Source organism: Maricaulis maris (assembly GCF_036322705.1).
Taxonomy (GTDB): Bacteria; Pseudomonadota; Alphaproteobacteria; order Caulobacterales; family Maricaulaceae; genus Maricaulis; species Maricaulis maris_B.
Genome location: NZ_AP027270.1, coordinates 343,400 through 362,552 on the forward strand (window position 1 = coordinate 343,400; position 19,153 = coordinate 362,552).

Annotated in this window: 13 protein-coding genes; 8 read left to right on the forward strand and 5 right to left on the reverse strand. The window is 65.5% G+C overall.

Features of this window, described 5'->3' with window-relative positions:
• Positions 1-157: 157 nt before the first annotated feature.
• From AAA969_RS01545 to AAA969_RS01560, 4 genes are read left to right on the forward strand one after another with little or no spacing between them, the layout of a single operon-like run.
• Positions 158-988: a DUF3034 family protein gene (locus tag AAA969_RS01545; protein ID WP_338242885.1), complete on the forward strand. Its 831-nt coding sequence runs from the start codon at positions 158-160 to the stop codon at positions 986-988.
• Between the two features lie 9 nt (positions 989-997).
• Positions 998-1,507: a group I truncated hemoglobin gene (locus tag AAA969_RS01550; RefSeq protein ID WP_338242887.1), complete on the forward strand. Its 510-nt coding sequence runs from the start codon at positions 998-1,000 to the stop codon at positions 1,505-1,507.
• 40 nt (positions 1,508-1,547) lie between these two features.
• The gene (locus AAA969_RS01555; RefSeq protein WP_338242890.1) at positions 1,548-2,162 is read left to right on the forward strand and encodes a hypothetical protein; all 615 of its coding nucleotides are present in this window, start codon (positions 1,548-1,550) and stop codon (positions 2,160-2,162) included.
• Positions 2,163-2,167: 5 nt separating this feature from the next.
• The gene (locus AAA969_RS01560; RefSeq protein ID WP_338242892.1) at positions 2,168-4,531 is read left to right on the forward strand and encodes a putative bifunctional diguanylate cyclase/phosphodiesterase; all 2,364 of its coding nucleotides are present in this window, start codon (positions 2,168-2,170) and stop codon (positions 4,529-4,531) included.
• Here the strand turns inward: AAA969_RS01560 and AAA969_RS01565 are convergent.
• The 5 genes from AAA969_RS01565 to hemN all read right to left on the reverse strand — a co-directional run bounded on the left by AAA969_RS01565 (position 4,509) and on the right by hemN (position 13,784).
• Complete coding sequence (locus AAA969_RS01565; RefSeq protein ID WP_338242895.1) at positions 4,509-5,486, reverse strand: zinc transporter ZntB; 978 nt, start codon at positions 5,484-5,486, stop codon at positions 4,509-4,511. The two genes, AAA969_RS01560 and AAA969_RS01565, sit on opposite strands and share 23 nt — an antisense overlap.
• A 1-nt stretch (position 5,487) precedes the next feature.
• Positions 5,488-6,462: a mechanosensitive ion channel family protein gene (locus tag AAA969_RS01570; RefSeq protein WP_338242897.1), complete on the reverse strand. Its 975-nt coding sequence runs from the start codon at positions 6,460-6,462 to the stop codon at positions 5,488-5,490.
• A gap of 105 nt (positions 6,463-6,567) precedes the next feature.
• Positions 6,568-10,656: a translocation/assembly module TamB domain-containing protein gene (locus AAA969_RS01575; protein WP_338242899.1), complete on the reverse strand. Its 4,089-nt coding sequence runs from the start codon at positions 10,654-10,656 to the stop codon at positions 6,568-6,570.
• Between the two features lie 2 nt (positions 10,657-10,658).
• Positions 10,659-12,293 carry an autotransporter assembly complex protein TamA gene (locus AAA969_RS01580; protein WP_338242901.1) on the reverse strand — a complete coding sequence of 545 codons (1,635 nt, stop codon included), beginning with the start codon at positions 12,291-12,293 and terminating at the stop codon, positions 10,659-10,661.
• A gap of 165 nt (positions 12,294-12,458) precedes the next feature.
• Positions 12,459-13,784, reverse strand: a complete 1,326-nt coding sequence (gene hemN, locus AAA969_RS01585; RefSeq protein WP_338242903.1) for an oxygen-independent coproporphyrinogen III oxidase — start codon at positions 13,782-13,784, stop codon at positions 12,459-12,461.
• Positions 13,785-13,989: 205 nt separating this feature from the next.
• On the opposite strand from hemN, the gene zwf reads away from it, so the two are divergent.
• The 4 genes from zwf (at position 13,990) to AAA969_RS01605 (ending at position 18,960) form a co-directional block, all read left to right on the forward strand.
• On the forward strand, positions 13,990-15,465 hold the full coding sequence (gene zwf / locus AAA969_RS01590; protein ID WP_338242905.1) for a glucose-6-phosphate dehydrogenase: 1,476 nt from the start codon (positions 13,990-13,992) through the stop codon (positions 15,463-15,465).
• Positions 15,449-16,177, forward strand: coding sequence for a 6-phosphogluconolactonase (gene pgl, locus AAA969_RS01595; protein WP_338242907.1), 729 nt, complete (start codon positions 15,449-15,451; stop codon positions 16,175-16,177). The genes zwf and pgl overlap by 17 nt, the downstream gene beginning before the upstream one ends.
• A 27-nt stretch (positions 16,178-16,204) precedes the next feature.
• The gene (edd, locus tag AAA969_RS01600; RefSeq protein ID WP_338242909.1) at positions 16,205-18,061 is read left to right on the forward strand and encodes a phosphogluconate dehydratase; all 1,857 of its coding nucleotides are present in this window, start codon (positions 16,205-16,207) and stop codon (positions 18,059-18,061) included.
• Between the two features lie 65 nt (positions 18,062-18,126).
• Positions 18,127-18,960: a DUF3108 domain-containing protein gene (locus tag AAA969_RS01605; protein ID WP_338242911.1), complete on the forward strand. Its 834-nt coding sequence runs from the start codon at positions 18,127-18,129 to the stop codon at positions 18,958-18,960.
• Positions 18,961-19,153: the final 193 nt, after the last annotated feature.

Genomic DNA, 19,153 nt, shown 5'->3' on the forward strand with positions numbered 1-19,153 from the left:
CTGAGAAAGCCACCGCACACCTGCGGCATAAAGGAAATTTCAACGGGCCTCGGTTAACCCTGTTGCCATCCGGACTGCGCGTGGCGGCGCGCCAAGTGGCATGTGGGTCCGAGTGTTGGGTAAATTTAGAACAGGCTTGGCCGCTCTGGCGCTGGGTTTGAGCCTTGCGACGCCAGTCCTGGCGCAAGGCTTCGAGACCGGCGGCAAGCTTCTGCTCACCCGGGGCATCAGCACTGTGGAAGGGGCCGGCGGCGGCGGGCTGTCGAGCTGGGCGCTCATCACCGGCAACGAGACTGACCGCGGTATTGGCGCAACGGCGCACGCGACGCAGGTCGAGCTCGATGATTTTCGGTTTCAGGCGGCCGGCTTTGCGGTCGGGCTGCATGATCGTTTCGAGTTTTCCTGGACTCGGCAGCGCTTTGACACCCGTGACGCCGGGGCGGCACTCGGCCTCGGTCAGGGCTTCACTTTCGAGCAGGATGTGATCGGCGTGAAGCTGCGGCTTCTTGGCGATGCCGTGTATGCGCAGGACAGCTGGGTTCCCCAGCTCGCACTGGGTATCCAGCACAAGTCCAATGACCAGGGCGCGATTGTTCGCGCGGTCGGCGCCGCCGATGACAGTGGCTATGACGTCTATCTGGCCGCGACCAAACTCTATCTCGACCATAGCCTCCTGCTGAACGCGACGGTGCGCTGGACCGAGGCCAACCAGACCGGCCTGCTTGGATTCAGCGGTCTCGATGACCATAGCCTGCAGGGCGAGTTCACGGCTGCCTACCTGGTTTCGCGTCGCCTTCTGGTCGGTGCGGAATACCGGTTCAAGCCGGACAATCTGGGCTTCGCCACAGAGGACGATTGGGTCGACCTGTTCGCGGCCTACGCGGTCAACGAGCACCTGACGGTCACGGCGGCCTGGGTCGATCTCGGCTCGATCGCGACCTTCGATGACCAGCGTGGTTTCTATCTCTCCCTTCAGGCCGGCTTCTAGGAGCGCGTGATGACCCGACTTTCCATCCCCATGGCCAGCCTCGCCATCCTTGCCATCGGCAGTGCCGCCCTGGCCATACAGCCACCCCATGCCCATCCCGGTGAGCTGGAGGTCGATCCCTACGAGGCGTCCAATGCCCATGCCGGAGCTGCTCCGATTTCGGATCCGGCTGTGTTGGCGGCCTTCAATGGCGAGGCCGGTATCGCCCGGATCGTTGACGGGCTCATCGCCGGCATCCAGCAGGATGAGCGCATCGAGGGGATCTTCCGCGCCACCGATTGGCCGCGCCTGCGCCGAACGCTGAACGAGCAGATCTGCTACATCCTCGGCGGTCCGTGCGATTATACCGGTCGGTCGATGGCGTCCGTGCATGCCGATCATGGCATCACCACGGCCGAGTTCAACGCGCTGGTCGAGAACCTTCAGGACGCCATGGACGCGGAGGGTGTGCCATTCGGCATGCAGAACCGCCTGCTGGCGCGCCTGGCCCCGATGCATGGCGACGTCGTCACCCGCTAGAACCCGTTTCACCCCGAATGCGCGAGCGTTTACCGACATCATGATCCAGAGCTGCCTCCGATCAATCCTGACCCTTCTTGTTCTGCCGATGCTCCTGTCAAGCGCGGCGGGGGCGGAGGATCTGCGCATCAGGGTGATCACCCCGGACGGGGAGCCGGTTGCCAACGCCGTGGTGAGCGTACCGGGCGAGCTGACGGCAGGCGCGCTCCAGGTCGAGCCGCTGGAAATGGCCCAGGTCGATATCCAGTTCGACCCGTTCGTCCTGGTCGTGCCGCGCGGCGCCGATGTGGTCTTCCCCAATCGCGACCGGGTCCGCCACCACGTTTACTCCTTCGCCCGCGGCAATCGGTTCGAGCTTGAACTCTATGGCCGCGAGCAGGAACGTTCGGTCCGTTTCGACGTCGCCGGCCCGGTGCCGCTGGGCTGCAACATCCATGACCAAATGATCGCCTTTATCCGGGTCGTGGACACACCGTTCGCTGCCCGGACCGATGCCGATGGGCGCGCGGTCCTGGCCAGACTGCCGGCCGGTTCGACGACGCTGACCGTCTGGCATCCCTACGGCAATGCCGAAGACAATGTTGTCACGCTCGCCATCGATCCCGCCGACGGGATGGAGGCGACTGTCACGCTCGCCCTGCTCGGGCGGAACTGAAGCGCATGTTCAACTTCCGCTCCCTCCGGACCAAGTTGGCGGTCATCTATGCCGCGCTGTTCAGTCTCGTCCTGATCGGCGTCGGGGGCGCGTCGCTCATGTCCGTTCAGAGCAATGCCACCGATCTGGTGCGCAGCGAGATGTCGGCCACAACCGCCGTCTTCAACCGGATCTGGGACATGCATGCCCGCCAGATGGGCGACGCGGCCGACATCCTTTCCCGCGACTTCGGTTTCCGCGCCGCGGTCGCGACGCGTGACGATCCCACCACCGAGTCGGCGCTTGAAAACCTGCGCCAGCGCTTTGACTTCGATCTGGCCTTTGTGATGGACGAAGCGGGTGGCATTGTCGGTGTTGAGCCCGGAAGCCTGGAAATGCCCGATGGCGCCCTGTTCGACATGCTGTCAGGCCGCGACAATGCCGGCGGCGTGCTCTTGATCGCGGGGGCGCCGCATCATGCCGTTGCGCGACCGGTTCGGGCACCGACCCGGGTCGGCTGGGTTGTGTTTGCCTATCGCCTCTCCGGAGCGGGTCTTTCGGATCTGACCGAGCTGTCGGCGATACCGCTGGATGCGCGCCTGTACTGGCGTGAGCCGGACGGCGAATGGACTGCCCAGGACCCGACCGCCCCGTCACTGACCCGGTTTACCAACGGCGAAACCGATATCGAGGCGTTCGATACCAGCGTCCGCTTTACGCCCGATGGCGACGCGCTCGCGAGCGTGATGCCGATCGGGGCCTTTGCCGATGGCCTGCCGGTGACCCTCGTCCTTGAATACCCGTTCGCATTGGCGATGGCGCCGTTTCGCAACATGCTGGTCTCGATCGCCGCAATGGGCCTTGTCGGTCTGGTCGCGCTCATTGTCGGGACGTGGATCCTGGCGCGTGGCCTGACCAATCCGCTCACCGCCCTCGAGTGGGCGGCACGGCGCCTGGCCGATGGCGAGACCACCCGCGTCGAGCTGGCCGGCCGTGACGAGATCGCGCGACTGGCCACGAGCTTCAATACAATGGGCGAGACCATTGCCGCGCGTGAGCTGCGAATCCGGGAACTGGCCCTGCGCGATGGCGAAACCGGTCTGCCCAACCTGACGGCCCTGGAAGCCGAGGTCGAAACCCGTCTCCTGACCCATCCCGCCGGGCAGGTTTATGCCCTGACGCTGGGCATCGACCGTTTCGCGGAAATCCGCGCCGCGATCGGCTATCGGCTCGCCTCGCGCATCATCGGTCAGATCGAGCTTCGCCTGCGCACGGTTTGTCCGTCGGCGCTGGTCGGGCGGACCGCCTCGGACACGCTGGGACTGGTCCTGACCGCCTCAACCTATCGCGAGGCCCTGGGTCTCGCGGTCCAGGCCTGCGAAAGCGCCAACCAGGCGGTCACCATCGACGACGAGCGGATCGATGTGCACGCTGCTATTGGTCTGGCCTCGGCGGCCGGCGCCGACGGGGCAGGCCTGAGCGTGATCGAGTGTTCAGCCGTCGCGCTGGACCAGGCCCGCAAGGCGGATGTTCCGATCGCCTCCTTCGACCCGGAGAGCTATGGCGATCCGACCGTCAAGCTGTCGCTGATGAGCCGGATGATGGAGGGCTTGGCAAAGGGCCATCTTTATCTCGCCTATCAGCCGAAATACGATTTTCGCAACCAGTCGATCACGGCCGTCGAGGCGCTCTTGCGCTGGCAGGACCCTGAACGGGGTTTCGTCGGTCCGGATGATTTCATCCCGCTGGCCGAGGAAACCGGGCATATCCTGCCCCTGACCGAATGGGTGCTGGATCGAGCGATTTCCGACCAGGTCCGGATGGGTGCGGCCGGTCATCATCTGCAAGTGGCCATCAATATTTCCGGGCGTCTGGTCAGTGATGCGCGCTTTACCCAGCGCGCGCTGGATCGTCTGTCCCGTCATCGCGGCCGGATCTGTTTCGAGATCACCGAAACCGCCGTCATCAACAAGCCTGAGGCCGCGCTCGAGAATATCAGCGCGTTGCGCGATGCCGGCATTCCGATCTCGATCGACGATTATGGGTCCGGCCTGTCCTCGCTGGCCTATCTTCGGTCTATTCCGGCCGAGGAGCTGAAGATCGACAAGGCCTTTGTGCTTGAACTCGGCTCGGTGCAGGCCGACCGCCTTCTGGTTAAGTCGACCATCGACCTGGCCCACAGCCTCGGCATGAAGGTAACGGCCGAGGGCGTCGAAGATGCGGCCAGCATTGCGATCCTGGCCGGCATGGGAGCCGACTTTGCGCAAGGCTATCATATCGGTCGCCCGATGCCGCTGGACGGTTTCCTCGACTATATGCTCGAGCAGGGCGGTGTGTGTCGTGAAGACGACGCGGAGCCTGGCGCGGTCAAAGCCATTTCATCACCTTGAAAAACCAGATCTGCGCGGCACTGACCGCCGTCAGAATGGCGAGGAAAATCCAGAAGGCGCTGGCCATGTCAGCGCCGGGTATGCCGCCCACATTGATCCCGAGCAGGCCGGTCAGAAAGCCGAGCGGCAGGAAGATCGCGGCGACCAGTGACAGCACGTAGAGGTTCTTGTTCATCCGGTCGGCGAGGGCATTGGCCAGCTCGTCCTTGACGATCTGCGCGCGCTCTCGGATGGCATCGAGGTCTTCCAGATAGCGTGTGATGCGATCGAGGTTTTCCTGCAGACGCCGGCGATGTCCGGTGGTCAGCCAGTCCATTTCCGAGGTTCGCAGATAGGCGATCACGTCGCGCTGCGGGGCGAAATAGCGACGGAAAATGATCGCCTGTTTGCGCAGCGAGGTGATTTCCTGCCGCTCGGCAATCGACGGCTCGTCCATGACCCGTTCCTCGACGTCGTCGAGCCGTTCGTGCATTTCGGTCATCACCGGCTCCATACGCTCGAACAGGCGGGCGGAGATCTGTCCGATGAATTCGCCGGCATCTTTCGGGCCATTGCCCGCGGCCAGCCGGTCCTGGATATCGCGAACCGCCTTCAGGGGCCGTCTTTGCACGGTGATGATGCGGGACGGGTCGATCCAGAGCCGGATCGAGACCATGTCCTCGGGTTGGGCGTCGGCGTTCAGATTGACACCGCGCAGGATCATCAGGGCGCCCTTGTCAAACTCCACCAGGCGCGGGCGTGTCTCCTCGGCCAGCAGGGCATCGATGATCAAGGGGTCGAGATAGTCGAGCTCAGTCTCGATCCACTGACGGGCCGCCTCGTGCCTGCCGTCCAGATGGACCCAGGCGAGGGCGTTGTCCCGGATCTGGTCTGCGATGTCGTCGCCGCTGAGGGGGCGGCCCGTGCCGTCGCCGGTGAGCGCGGCGGCGAAGATGATGCCGGCGGTATGATCCATGTCAGCCCTCCATCGGTGATGCGGGTGAGGACGAGCGTATATGCACATCGCGCTGCGGGAAGGGGATCTCGATGCCGGCCTCGCGGAATTTGCGCCAGATCGCGAACATCACTTCGCTTTGTGGCGCCCAACGGCCTTTGACCACATCGGCGATCCAGAACAGCAGGGTGAAATCAACCGAGCTGTCGCCAAAATTGCGCAGGAAGCATTGCGGCGCAGGGTCCTCGATCGTCAGCGGGTGTTCACGCGCGGCTTCCAGAATGAGCGCCTGTGCCTTTTCGAGGTCGGAGCCATAGGCCACGCCGATGGCCACCTCGATCCGGCCGCGGGTATTGGTCAGGGTCCAGTTGGTGACGCGGTTGGTAATCAGATCCTCGTTCGGGACCAGGATTTCCTTGCCATCGAGGGTCTCGATCAGTGTGTAGCGGGCGCTCGACCGGCGGACGAAGCCGGTGACGCCATCCGGCAGTTCAATCAGGTCATCCTGCTCGACTGATCGTTCGAGCAGCAGGATGAGGCCGGAGATGAAGTTCGAGGAGATCTTCTGCAGACCGAAGCCGAGGCCGATGCCCAGCGCCCCGGAGAAGACGGTCAGGGTAGTGAGGTCGAGGCCCATCAGGTCCATGGTGACCAGGAAGGCCACCACATAGAGGGCGATCTGGAAGACCTTCGTGATCAGGATGCGGGTGGTCACGCGCATCCGGGTCAGCTTCTTGAGGCGCCCCTCGACAATCGCCGAGACAATGGCCGCAGCCCAGAAGACAACAGCCAGTACCAGGGCCCCTCGCAGAACGTCATAGGCACTGAAGGACAGGCTACCGACCGAGAAGGTCAGCATCGGCGCATCAAGATAGGCCTGCACCGGATCGAGATGGCCCGTCGTGCCGGCGAACAGGACGCCAGCCAGCGTCACGAACAGCAGAATTCCGGCCCATGCGCCGTTTGGCTTGATCAGCGACAACAGGAAGGTCTTCATGCTGGCAGGCTTCCTTGCTCGAGAGCTGCAGAGAGTGTGGCATCAGGGATCGGCATCCACCAGCCGTACTCCGCGTGCTTGTTTCAGGCAAGCGCTTGGCCAGCCTCAGTAATCGCGGCGCCAGCGTATCGCGACGGTGGCGTCGGTATCGGCAGAGACGCGGGACAGGACGCTGAGATCCGGGCTCAGCGACCATTCGATCAGGGCTTCGTTGATCGCGGCGGCACCATTGCTGCCAACCTCGACATACACATTATCCCCGAAACGACGACCGCCGACCACCGCCAGGCCGCCGTCTTCGGTCGTCGAGATGTCGAGCCGATCGATCCCGGTCAGGTCGCGCAGCTGGCCGACCACGTCGAGCAGGCCCTGTCCCGAGAGCTGTGCCGCCAGCTGGGCGGCTTCAAACGCCCCGAGCTGGCTGACCGACTGGTCGAACAGCAGCCGTGCGAGGATTTCATCCTCCGGCAGGGCAGGGTCGCTGGACAGGGTGATGGTCGGCGCCTGCACTGACCCTTCGACCCGCGCTGACGCCCGGAAGCCGGACCGGCTGTGGACGGCAGTCAGGTCGACGCGGGCATCGTCCGGGGACCCGTCAAAGGTGACGGTCCCGGAGGCGAGGGTAAAGCGCCGGTTGAACACAAAGGCAGAACCGCCGACCAGCGTCGCTGTGCCGAACACGGAGGGTTTTGATTCGGGGCCTGTGACGTGCAGGTCCACACCCCATTCAGAGGTGAAGGCGCGCGACGAGACGAAGAGGCCATTCGCAGCCCGGACGCGGTAATCAATGCGGACCGGAATGCGCGGCTCGCCATTGCTGCGTCGGTCTTCGGGCAGGTTGATTTCCACGACCTGGAGCTGGGGAATCGAGGCGGCTCCGTTAAGGGTTGGCTGGATCCGCAACTGGTCGACCCGGCTCTCGCCGCCTACCAGCATCCCATCGTCGTCCAGGGTCAGGTCCACCGCGCCGGTCGCCTGGAATGTCAGCGCAGGGCGCCGCACGGCGACAAAACGCTCATACTCAAGCCGTCCGCCCCCTGCGGGCCGTCCATCGGCGCCAAGATCGATCCGCCCGGTGCCGGACAGTGTGCCTTCACGACCATCCGAAGCCGCGAGACGGGTCAGCTCAATGCTGGTTTCGGACAGCGTCAGATCGACATCCAGACCGGTCACCAGGCTGCCGGCCGTTGTCGCATTGATGCGGCCGTCACGCAGTGCGACTGCGCCGTCGAGATGAGGCTCGCCGACGGTGCCCGAAATAGCCAGACGGCTTTCGATCTCGCCGGTTTCCAGCAGGATATCCGACGGCAGGAAGAGAGCCGCCAGCGCCATCAGCGCGCCATTGGCCTCGATCAGCCCGGACAGCGGCGTGTCGGCATCGCCTTGCAGGTGGGCAATGTCGGTGGTCGGACCAGCGCGTGTCACTTCGCCCCGCGCGACAAGACCGCCTCCGGTCAGACGCAGGACGACGTGGGCCTCATCCTCGATCGAGGCGTTGGCACTGAGGGTCAGCTCGGGCATGTCAGGCAGGTCCGCGGCGAGCAGGCCGCTGGCTTCCAGCTGCGCGCTGCCGCGCCAGATGCCTTCACGCTCGCGCAGATCCGCAGCGCCGGAAATGACCCCTGCGGTCGAGGGCATGGCGGCGATGTCGGCGAGAACCCCGACCGGCAGGCTGTCGACGGTCAGGCTGGCGATCGGGCTCAGTCCCGCCGTCTGAAGGTCGAGCTCCACGCGCCCGCCGCCCAGCGTGAAAATCGCCGAGGCCGTCAGGCCGTCTGCTCCTGTTGCGACCCGGATCGGCTCCTGTGTCGCCCAGTTATGCGTGGCCCATTTGCCGGACGGGGACAGGCTGACCGCGACGCCATCATCGCGCAGATTGACCTCCCCGGTTGCCGAAATGTCGAAATTGCTGCGCATCTGGCCGTCTGCCCGGGCGTTCACCGCAATCTCCGAAAGCGGGCCGACAAGGGTGAGGGTCGCGGCATTGAGATCGGCCGCGCCGAGGCGCTGCGGGTCGAGCGACAGACTGGCGTCGAGCACGCCGGTCATCAGATCGTCCAGCTGCCCGCCGAAGTTGGCTACCAGGGAGATGTAATCGGTCCGGTTGGCGTTCACGGTCACGGTGAGGGACTGGTCGGCAAGCCGGGCCGACCCGGTCAGCCGGACCGCACCGACCTGGCCACGGGCAAGGGTGAGCGTGGTCGCGTCGGTCGCCAGGCTCAGCTGGCCGTCCAGCGCAATGGCCCCGGCCTCGCGGTCAGCCGTGAAGGCCCAGTCCAGCGTCGGCGGCTCATCCTCGGCGGGACCGAGCAACAGGCCCTCCACAGCCAGGCGTGGTGCGCCGAGCATCACAGGGCCAGCCTGCAATTGCCGGCTTGTGGTCACCGAGCGGAGGCTGAGTCCATCGGCGTCCCGGACCAGGCGGAATGCCGTCGCCAGGCCGCCATCAATCTCGATCGCAGCTACCGGCAGGGCGCCGACCAGCGCCAGATCGCCGCCGGCCTGCCAGTCAGTTGCATCATTGAAGCGACCCGTAAGGGTCAGATCGAGGGACGGACTGCGGGCATTGAAGGCGCTGATCTCCCACCCCTCGTCAGAGGGTGAGAGGCGCGCGTCGGCGACGAGGCCATCGAGGAGGGATCGGGTGCTGTCCGGCCACAGCATGTCACGGCCATCGAGGCTCACCGCGATGGATCGGTCCGCCGCGAGCGTGACTGTTGCGCGCGCCGGGCCGCCAATCCCGGCGCGCAAAAGGGCCGTGTCGCTGATCTCTGCCGACATCTCGCCAACCGGCCACTCCGATCCGCTCGGCAGGCGGGCGTCGACGGTGGCGCTCGCGACGTCCGAGGTCAGGATAAGGCCCGGGCCGATCTGCCAGCCGGTCCCGGAGTCCGGATTGCTGACAATGCCGGACACCTGAAGCCTGTCCCCCGCCAGCCGATCAATCTCGGCCTGGCCGGTGCGCACGGCCTGCAGTCCGAGATCAAGGGCGAGGCGTGGATGCCCGCCGGGGAGGGTGATGCCGATAGCGCCTTCGACCTGACCGATCTCGAGGCCGGGCAGTACCAGTCCTGCGATGTCGGGTCGAAGCTGGATATCGAGCCCCCCGACGCGGGCGATGGTCGCGGTGCCGGTCAGGGAGCGGGCTGCAACCCGCTGGTCCGACAACCGCTCCAGCAGCGCCGGGCTGATATCGAATTCAGCCTCGATCAGCGGCGCCATCACGTCCCGCAGCGATAGCCGGCTTTCGCCGGTCTCCAGGATCAGCCGGTCGATCGCGAATCCACCGGCCCGGCTGCCTTCGGCCCGGGCCTGGACTTCGGCGACTTCTGCGGCAAGGGGTTCGGGGACCAGACCCCAGCGCGCCGCGCGAATGTCCGCGTTGACGAGCCAGCTTGCCGGGTCCCAGCGGATTTCGGCATCCGCCCAGGCCTCATCGTCTCCCGACAGGGCGAGCTGGCCACCGCCGCTCTCCGGCGTGCCGCTCAACGTCCCGTCAATGCGTACGGCATGCCCCTCCATGCTCAGCAAGGCAGCCAGCGTTCCGCCTGCCTCCCCGGTCGCCGACAGGGTCCCGGAAACGCCGTCGGCATCAATGGTCAGGGCGGCTTCGACACGGTCGCCCGGGGCGTCGAGGCGTTCGGCGTTGAGGGCGAGGCGGCTGGTCCCGGGCCGGAGGCGGCCGCTGGCGTTGATCGAAAGTGCGGCTTGCGGACCGGCCACACCCTCGGCCAGCTCGAGCCGGGCGAGGGTGAATTGCGTGAGGTCGACCGGTGGCAGGGATGCCCGTCCGTTGCTGCCGGCATTGGCTGACGTCTCCGCCGCGCCGGTCAGGATCGGTCGCCGTGCAACGGCCAGGCGTTCGATGGTGAGCGCGTCAATCCGGACCGGTTGGGTGATGACGCTGCGGGCCCGCCATCCCAGAATGATGTCCTCGGCGATCAGCCAGACACCCTCGTCATCGCTCAGGGTCAGCCGCTCGATCCGCAGGCGCGAAAGCGGATCGCCCGACACGCCGGTGATGGAAATCCGCCCGGCGCCGGGAATATCCCGTCCGTCCAGCTGGCTGGTGATCAGCCAGCGCCCGGGCGCCTGCCCGGCAGCAAGACGCAAGCCCGCCGCCAGCAAGGCCAGCCCCAGAAGCACCACACCGGTCCAAATCGCCAGGCGACGTATCAGGGTGAGCGCGGGCATGGTCAGAAAGCCTGACCGAGACTGAGATAGATCTGGAAAGCCGGCTCGCCCGAGCGCCTTTCGATCGGCATGGCGAGGTCAATCCGGACCGGTGCAAAGTCGAAGTAATAGCGTCCACCAATCCCCACAGCATTCCGCAAGGTATTGAAGTCCGGCGTATTCTGGTCCGACGCTATGGCGCTGTCGACAAAGGCGACCGCCCCCCATTTCGGCGTCACCCGCCACCGCAACTCGGTGCTGAGCTCGACGACGGACAGCCCGCCGAAGGGCCGGCCATCGCTGCCGATCGGGCTTAGAGACTGATATTCAAAACCGCGCGCCGACCCGCCCCCGCCGGCGAAGAAGCGCTGGTCAGCGCCGAGACGCGCGGCCGACGTGCCCAGGACCGAGCCGAGCCGGATCCGGGTCGCGGCCACGAGGGCATCGTTGAGCTGAAGGTAGCCGGCAGCGCGGGCATCGATCCGGACATAGCGGTCATCAGAGTCGCCGAAGGTCAGGGCCGGCGTAAGCTGCAGGGACGCGCGAAGGCCCTCGGTCGGGTCGAGTGGATCATTGCGACTGTCATAGCCTCCACTCAGGTCAAAGGCGGCCGTCACGATGTCGCGCTCGCCGGCGACATCGGTGACCCGAGAGGTGTCGAATGACAGCCCCGCCCCGTAGGTCCGGCGCCCGTCCCGCCGATTGACGCCGATCCCGGCTTCGATCTCCTCCTGGTCGTAGGCATCCGTGGTTTCCCGGACCAGGCCGGAATGCAGGAAGAGGGTCTGTGCGTAGCGCCTCCAGTGCGGCCGATCGATCCGTGCTGTCGCGGACTGGTTCAGCGTCGCCAGCGTGGCGGACAGGGTGAGTGTCTCGTCACGCCCGAACATGTTGCGTCGGGTCCAGCGCACATCGCCGCCCGGCCCTTCGCTGGTCGAGTAGCTGAGGCCGGTCTCGATCGTGTGGCGGTTGGCTTCGGTGAGCGTAATTTCGATCGGTCTTTCGTCTGTGCCATCGACCGGTGCGCCGAGTGTCACCCGAGCCGAGCGGACGCTGGCCAGGCTGTCGAGCCGTCGCTGATAGGTTTGCATCTCCTCCCGGTTCGCCACGGCTCCTCGCTCCAGCGGCGAAATGCGGGCGATGAATTGCGGATCCCAGACCGCTGTGTCGCGGCTGACCTCGCCATAGCGCGAGTACGGGCCGGGCAGGAAGCGGAAGGTAATAAGGCCGTCCTGGCCGGCATGATCGACGATGACATCCCGCTCGAGCAGCTCGGCATCCGGCCAGCCCTCATTATGCAAGGCGCGGAGCGCACGGGCTTCGGCATCGATCACGGGTTGGGCCAGCAGGGGGGCACCGGGTGTCAGGGTTACCGCCTCGAGGGCATGGCTTCTGGCGGCATTGTCGCCGGCCGCGGCGGCATCGACCTGCCGGATAGTGAACTGCTGTCCGGGGAGCACGCGCAGGCTGGCGCCCTGGCGCTCGTCGACAAAAGGGTCAACCCGGGCCGCGTAATAGCCACGGGAGCGCAACAGGCGGCGCGCCCGCTCGGCGGCTGTGCGCGCGTCGCGCATGGCGCTGGTCGCCGGCGTATCAGCCGACATGTCCCGTTCGCCGATCGCGATCACCAGTGCCGCCTGCAGCTCGGCGTCGCGCATACCCGGTATCTGCGCCAACGGTTCGGCGTTTGCCGCGGCACTGAACAGTATGACAAGGGCTGGGAGAAGGGCGGTTTTCAAACCGGGTCACCGTGGAACGCAATACGGTTTTATAGGCTTGGTACCGCGGGATGTCCTCCCCTTTATGGTGTCGGACCTATGGCGTCAGACCGCGACGCTGTGCTGTTGCGCCGCGACGCGGAAAGCCGGGTCGAGCCGGGCCGCCAGGTTGCGGACATAGGGTTTGCCCGCTGCGGTGACGGTGAGTTGGTCACCCATTCGCCTGACGAGGCCGTCAGCGATCATGTCGGCAAGGGCGTCGAGATCATCGTCGGGGCTGAGCGGCAGGGCAAAACGGCACAGGAGGTCCGCCAGTCGCAGGCCGGTCGCATAGTCATCTGGCGTACGGGCGACACCGCGTACCAGCATGTCCTGCCCCGAGCTTACCCGTTCGGCGTAGCGCACCGGGTCGGTCTCGGTCTGGACATATCCCTGCGCGCATTCGCTGATGGCCGACGCTCCGAGGCCAATCAGAAGGTCGCTGGGGTCGGTAGTATAGCCCTGAAAGTTGCGCCGCAGTCCCCCGTCGCGGGCGGCGCGAGCCAGCGGGTCCTGCGGGCGCGCGAAATGGTCGAAACCGATGGCCTCGTAACCGCCTTCGGCAAGGGCATTCGCTGCCGCCATCATCTGGTCGAAGCGTTCTGATGCGCCGGGAAGCCGGTCTTCCGGAATGGCGCGCTGATGCTTCTTGAACCAAGGCACATGGGCGTAGCCGAAGACCGACACCCGGTCGGCCCCCATATCGGTGAGGGCCCTGGCGGTGGCCGTGACACCGTCACAGGTCTGCCCCGGCAGCCCGTACATCATGTCCATGTTGATCGCCCGAATTCCGGCGACGCGGAGCATATCGGCAGCCGCCTCAACCGTGGCACGGGGCTGGATCCGGTGGATCAAGGCCTGAACCGCCTCCGACAGGTCCTGAACGCCGAGGCTGGCGCGCGTGACCCCGGCCTCTGCAACGGCGGCACACAAATCCGGAGTGACCCCGCGCGGATCGAGTTCAACGGCGATTTCGGCATCAGGCTCGACGGTGAAGCGGGTGCGGATCCGGTTCATGATGGCGATGAATTCCGCCGGGCGCAGCATGTCCGGCGATCCGCCGCCGAAGTGGATATGACACACGCGGGCATCGGCCGGCGCGAGCGCCGCCCGACGGCAGATGTCATGATCGAGGGCGTCCAGGTAGCGGGCAATGCGGTCGTGCCGATTGGGGATGGTCGTGTGGCAACCGCAATACCAGCACATCGTCTTGCAGAACGGGATGTGGACGTAAATCGATGTCTGCGGCGCGGGCGCCTGCCGGGACATCCAGTCTGCCCAGTCCGCGAGTCCGACACCCGCGTGAAAATGCGTGGCTGGAGGGTAGGAGGTGTAGCGCGGCACGGCCTCCATTGCATATTTGGCGAGAAATTCGGGGGAAGCGCCTGCCATGACCTCGGGTCTCCATACTTTTATTGTGTCATTAGCGCGTCGCCGTGGATCGTGGCATGCGCCCAAAGCGCACAGGGGGCGGGGCGTGCGTGCGTGGCAGGATGGAGATCATGGTCGACCGCCGCCGGTCTCCATGTTAGGGGTAACATGCGTGGCGCGCATGCAGGCATCGGCGCGTTGAGGACCGTCAAGCAGGAAGCCAGACATGGCCGAACTCGTTCCCGTCGAACCCTTCGATATTGTTGTCTTCGGCGCCACGGGCGACCTTGCCTTGCGCAAGCTCATCCCGGCCTTGTTCCACCGCTGGTGTGATGGCCAGATCACGGACGACAGCCGCATTATCTGCGCATCCCGCGATGCGATGGAATCGTCAGCCTTCCAGGAAATGGCGGCCACCCATGTCATCGATGGCAAGACGAAGGACCAGCGCAAGGACGCCTGGGCGACGTTTTCGCGGCGGCTCACCTATGTCTCGGTGGACGTCAGCAGCGAGACAGCCGGCTGGGGTGATCTTGCCGCCGCGCTCGATCCGGACGAGAGCAAGATCCGGCTCTACTATCTCGCCCTGCCGCCGTCGGTCTACGGGCCGGTCTGTGCCGGCCTCGCTGCACACAAGCTCAACACCCGCAATGCCCGCATTGTCCTGGAAAAGCCGATTGGCTCGAACTATCACACGGCCCGCGCCATCAATGACAAGGTCGGCGAGGTCTTCCCCGAGAACAATATTTTCCGGATCGACCACTATCTGGGCAAGGAGACTGTCCAGAACCTTCTGATCCTGCGCTTCGCCAACTACCTGTTCGAGCCGATCTGGAATGCCAACGGGATCGATCATGTCCAGATCACGGTCGCGGAATCATTGGGAGCGGGCAAGCGCGCCAGCTATTATGACCGTTCCGGCGCCCTGCGCGACATGGTCCAGAACCATCTTCTACAGCTCGCCTGTCTGGTCGCCATGGAGCCGCCAGCCTCGCTGGAGCCGGACGCTGTGCGAACCGAGAAGCTCAAGGTGCTCAAGGCTTTGCGTCCGGTCACTGCCTCGAATGTGGGGCAGGACGTTGTGCGCGGCCAGTATCAGGCCGGCGCCGTCGATGGCGAGACCGTGCCCAGCTATGCGGAGGAAGTCGGCCACGATACCCAGACGGAGACCTTTGTCGGGGTGCGGGCACATGTCGACAACTGGCGCTGGGCCGGTGTCCCCTTCTATTTGCGCACAGGCAAGCGCATGGCGTCGCGGCGCTCTGAAATCATCGTCCAGTTCAAACCGATCCCGCATGATGTCGTGGGGGCGTCCGAGGGCGCCATGCACCCCAACCGACTGGTGATCCGTCTGCAACCGGACGAGGGCGTGAAGCTGATGCTGATGACCAAGGATCCCGGTCCGGGTGGACTCAGGCTGCGCTATGTCCCGCTCAATCTCGCCTATGCGGAGCATTTCGAGCAGGACTATCCGGACGCTTATGAGCGTCTCCTCATGGCCGTGGTGCGCGGTAATCTGAGTCTCTTCATGCGCCGTGACGAGGTCGAGGCGGCCTGGCGATGGGTTGATGGCATCATCCAGTCCTGGGACGAAAGCCAGGCGAAGCTCTATGGCTATCAAGCCGGGACTGACGGCCCGACACAGTCGGCCCTCCTTCTGGCCCGAGAGGAAAGGGAGTGGTTTGATGCCCTTGGCACCTGAACGCACGGCAAGCTTGCAGGAGTACGCTGACACCTCGGCGATGGCCGAGGCGCTTGCGAAGCCGATTGCGGTGGCCTTGGACGATGCGATCAAGCAGCGCGGCCAGGCCGTTCTCGCTGTCTCTGGAGGCTCGACGCCAACCGCCCTCTATCAGCGCCTGGCCCGGGTCGAGATCGACTGGTCACGAGTCACGGTTATTCTCGTCGATGAGCGCTGGGTTGAGCCGGGCGAGCCCGGATCGAACGAGACCTTCGTTCGCGAGACCTTGATGACCGGGCCTGCCGCCAACGCCCGCTTTGTCGGGCTGAAGGCACCGGGTGAAACGCCGCTGGATGGCCTGCCGGTGGTGGCCGCGCGGGTCGCGGATGTCACCTTCCCGCCCGACGTCGTCATTCTCGGGATTGGCGGTGACGGACATACCGCGTCCTGGTTCCCGCGCGCTGACGGGCTCGATGATGCCCTGGCCGAGACCGGTGCACCGGTCGCCGCGATCCGTGCCAAGCAGACCGTCGTCACGGGGGCGCTGACCGACCGTATCACCCTGACCCGCGCCGCGCTGACGGGCTCACGAATGAGCCTTCTCCTGCTCGCCGGTCATGACAAGAAGGCCGCTCTGGACGCCGCGCTCGGCGCCGGGCCTGTTGCCGACATGCCGATACGGGCGCTGCTGCGTTCGGACAGGGATCGGCCGGACATTCACTGGGCGCACTAGGCGCGTCCGCACGCATGGAAGATGAGCATGACCCAGACAATCCACGCGACCCTCCGCGCCGTCACTGACCGGATCCGTAACCGCAGCGCAGCCACGCGTCGCGCCTATCTCGCCCAGATCGAGGCGGCGCGGGAAACCGGCCGACACCGCTCGACCCTGTCCTGCGGAAACCTCGCCCACGGTTTTGCGGCCTGCGGCGGCGATGACAAGCGCGCGCTGAAAGATGGCGGCTGGGCCAATGTCGGGATTATCACCGCTTACAACGACATGCTGTCGGCCCACCAGCCCTTCGCCCCCTATCCGGACCTGATCAAGAAAGCGCTCAACCAGGTCGGCGCTGTCGGGCAGGTTGCCGGCGGCGTCCCGGCCATGTGTGACGGCGTTACCCAGGGGCAGCCGGGGATGGAGCTGTCGCTCTTCAGTCGCGACGTGATCGCCATGTCGACGGCGGTCGCCCTGTCGCACAACATGTTCGACGCCGCCTTGTGTCTTGGCGTCTGCGACAAGATTGTGCCTGGCCTCATGATCGGCGCCCTGCGCTTTGGCCACCTGCCGGTCATCTTTGTGCCGGCAGGACCGATGCGCTCCGGTCTGCCCAACCCGGAGAAGGCGCGGATTCGCCAGCTCTTTGCCGAGGGCAAGGTCGGCCGTGACGCCCTGCTGGATGCCGAAAGCAAGAGCTACCACTCACCGGGCACGTGTACGTTCTACGGGACCGCCAATTCCAACCAGATGCTGATGGAGATCATGGGGCTCCACATCCCCGGTTCTGCTTTCATCAATCCTGCGGATCCCATGCGCGCGGCCTTTACCCGAGCCGCTGCACAGCGCGCTGCGGCCATTACCGCCGACAAGGCCGATTATGCCCCGATGGGCGAGATCGTGGATGAGCGGGCCATCGTCAACGCCATCGTGGGCCTGCATGCAACCGGCGGGTCAACCAATCATACCATCCACCTGATTGCCATCGCCCGAGCGGCCGGCATTGTCATCGACTGGACCGACTTCGACGAACTGGCCTCGATCACCCCGCTACTATGCCGGGTCTATCCAAATGGCCCCGCCGATGTGAACCATTTCCATGCCGCGGGCGGGCTGGGTTTCGTGATCCGTGAATTGCTCGATGCCGGCCTGCTGCACGAGGATGTCAGGACGGTCATGGGCCAGGGTCTGCGCGCCTATGCCAGCGACGCCCTGCCGGACGGCGATGGTCTGATGTGGCAACCGGCGGCCGAGGTTTCGGCCGACCTGTCCATTGTCCGTCCGGTCTCCGATCCGTTTTCCGCCGATGGCGGGCTGAAACTGCTCGAGGGACCGCTCGGCCGTGCCGTGATCAAGGTCTCGGCGGTCAAGCCGGAACATCGCGTGGTCCACGCCCCGGCCGTTGTGTTCGAGAGCCAGGAAAGCTTCATGGATCGTTTCAAGGCCGGCGAACTTGATCGTGACTTCATCGCGGTCCTGCGCTTCCAGGGGCCGCGCGCCAATGGCATGCCGGAACTCCACAAGCTGACCCCGGCGCTCGGATCGCTGCAGGATCGCGGTTTCAAGGTGGCGCTGGTCACCGATGGCCGCATGTCGGGCGCCTCCGGCAAAGTCCCCGCTGCCATCCATGTCAGCCCGGAGGCCGCGCTCGGCGGACCGCTGGCCCGTGTCCGCGATGGCGATGTCATCCGCCTCGACGCGAACACCGGCGAACTGGCGATCGTGGCGGACGGATTTGAGGCGCGGGATCTGGCGACCGCGCCGGCGATGGTCCAGGCCGGTATGGGCCGGGAACTCTTCTCCGGGTTCCGGCAGCTGGCCGGGCCGGCAGAGGAGGGCGCGCTTGCCATCCCGGGCCTCGTTTCGGCGTCCCGGGTCGAGGCCGGATTGATTCCCGCCTGACCTGCCATCATCCTGCCGCAGCGGCCCGATAGTTTCGGCTGTCTCGGAGTGTGCGGAAGGATGCCATGCGAGTTTCCCTCTTGGTCGTTGCGACCTGTGTCGGTCTTTCTTTGGGGCTCGGTGCGTCGAGGAGTGGCGCTGATGCGGATGCGCGTGACCCGGCGCCGCCTGTCGGCGTGTCGGGCGTTCAGCTGTCCGCGCGCTATGCGTCGTCGGTCCTGGTCTTCAAGGTCGGAGAGATCACGCTCAACGCGCAGCTTGGCCCAAATGGCTATGCGGCAGACGGCTATATCGAAGCCGCCGGTCTTGCCGCGCTTTTCACCGATTTTGACATCCGCGCCGAGGTGCGTGGCTCGGGCGTAAACGGTGAACGCGAGCCGGCGGTGTATGGTCATGTGGAGCGGACCGGATCGAAAATTCGCTCGGTCCGCGTCGACTTTGCCGGCCCAGTGGCCCGATCCGAGGTCGAGCCGCCGTTTGGATCCCTTGGCGTTCCGCCGGCCAGCGAGGCTGACCGGACCCGTGTGATCGACCCGATAACGGCCTTTTTCGAGCTATCGAGACGACTGGAGGGCGGTGAAGGCTGCACAGGGCGTCTACCGGTCTTTGATGGCAAGGCGCGCTATGACCTTCGTCTGGAAACGGTAGGGCGCGAGCGCGTCCGGACCCGCGGTTGGCGCGGCGAGGCGCTGATCTGCCAAGCTTGGTATGAGCCCATATCGGGCTATGACCCGGAGGACTACCCGAGCGAATCAGAGCTGCGGCACCCTCTGGTCCTGTGGCTGGCACCGGTCGCCGGGGACGGCGCTTATCTTCCGGTGCGGCTGCATACCCGGGCCGGGTTCGGTGGCGTGACCATCGAGCTCATCGAGCTTGAGGTGTCGCAACGGGCTTCCTGATCCAAAATATTTGAGATCGTGACCGTCATCACAGGCGGCAGGGTCGCAGGGGGATAGTCTTTCCCCACCGCTCTGCGAGCGGCCCCAAACTCCCGCCTCCGGTCGGCCGGAGCGGGATGGGCGGGGCGCACGACCTTGCCCAAGCGAAGCCCCAACTTCGCCTTGCGCCCCGCCGCCCCCGGTCTTCGACAGC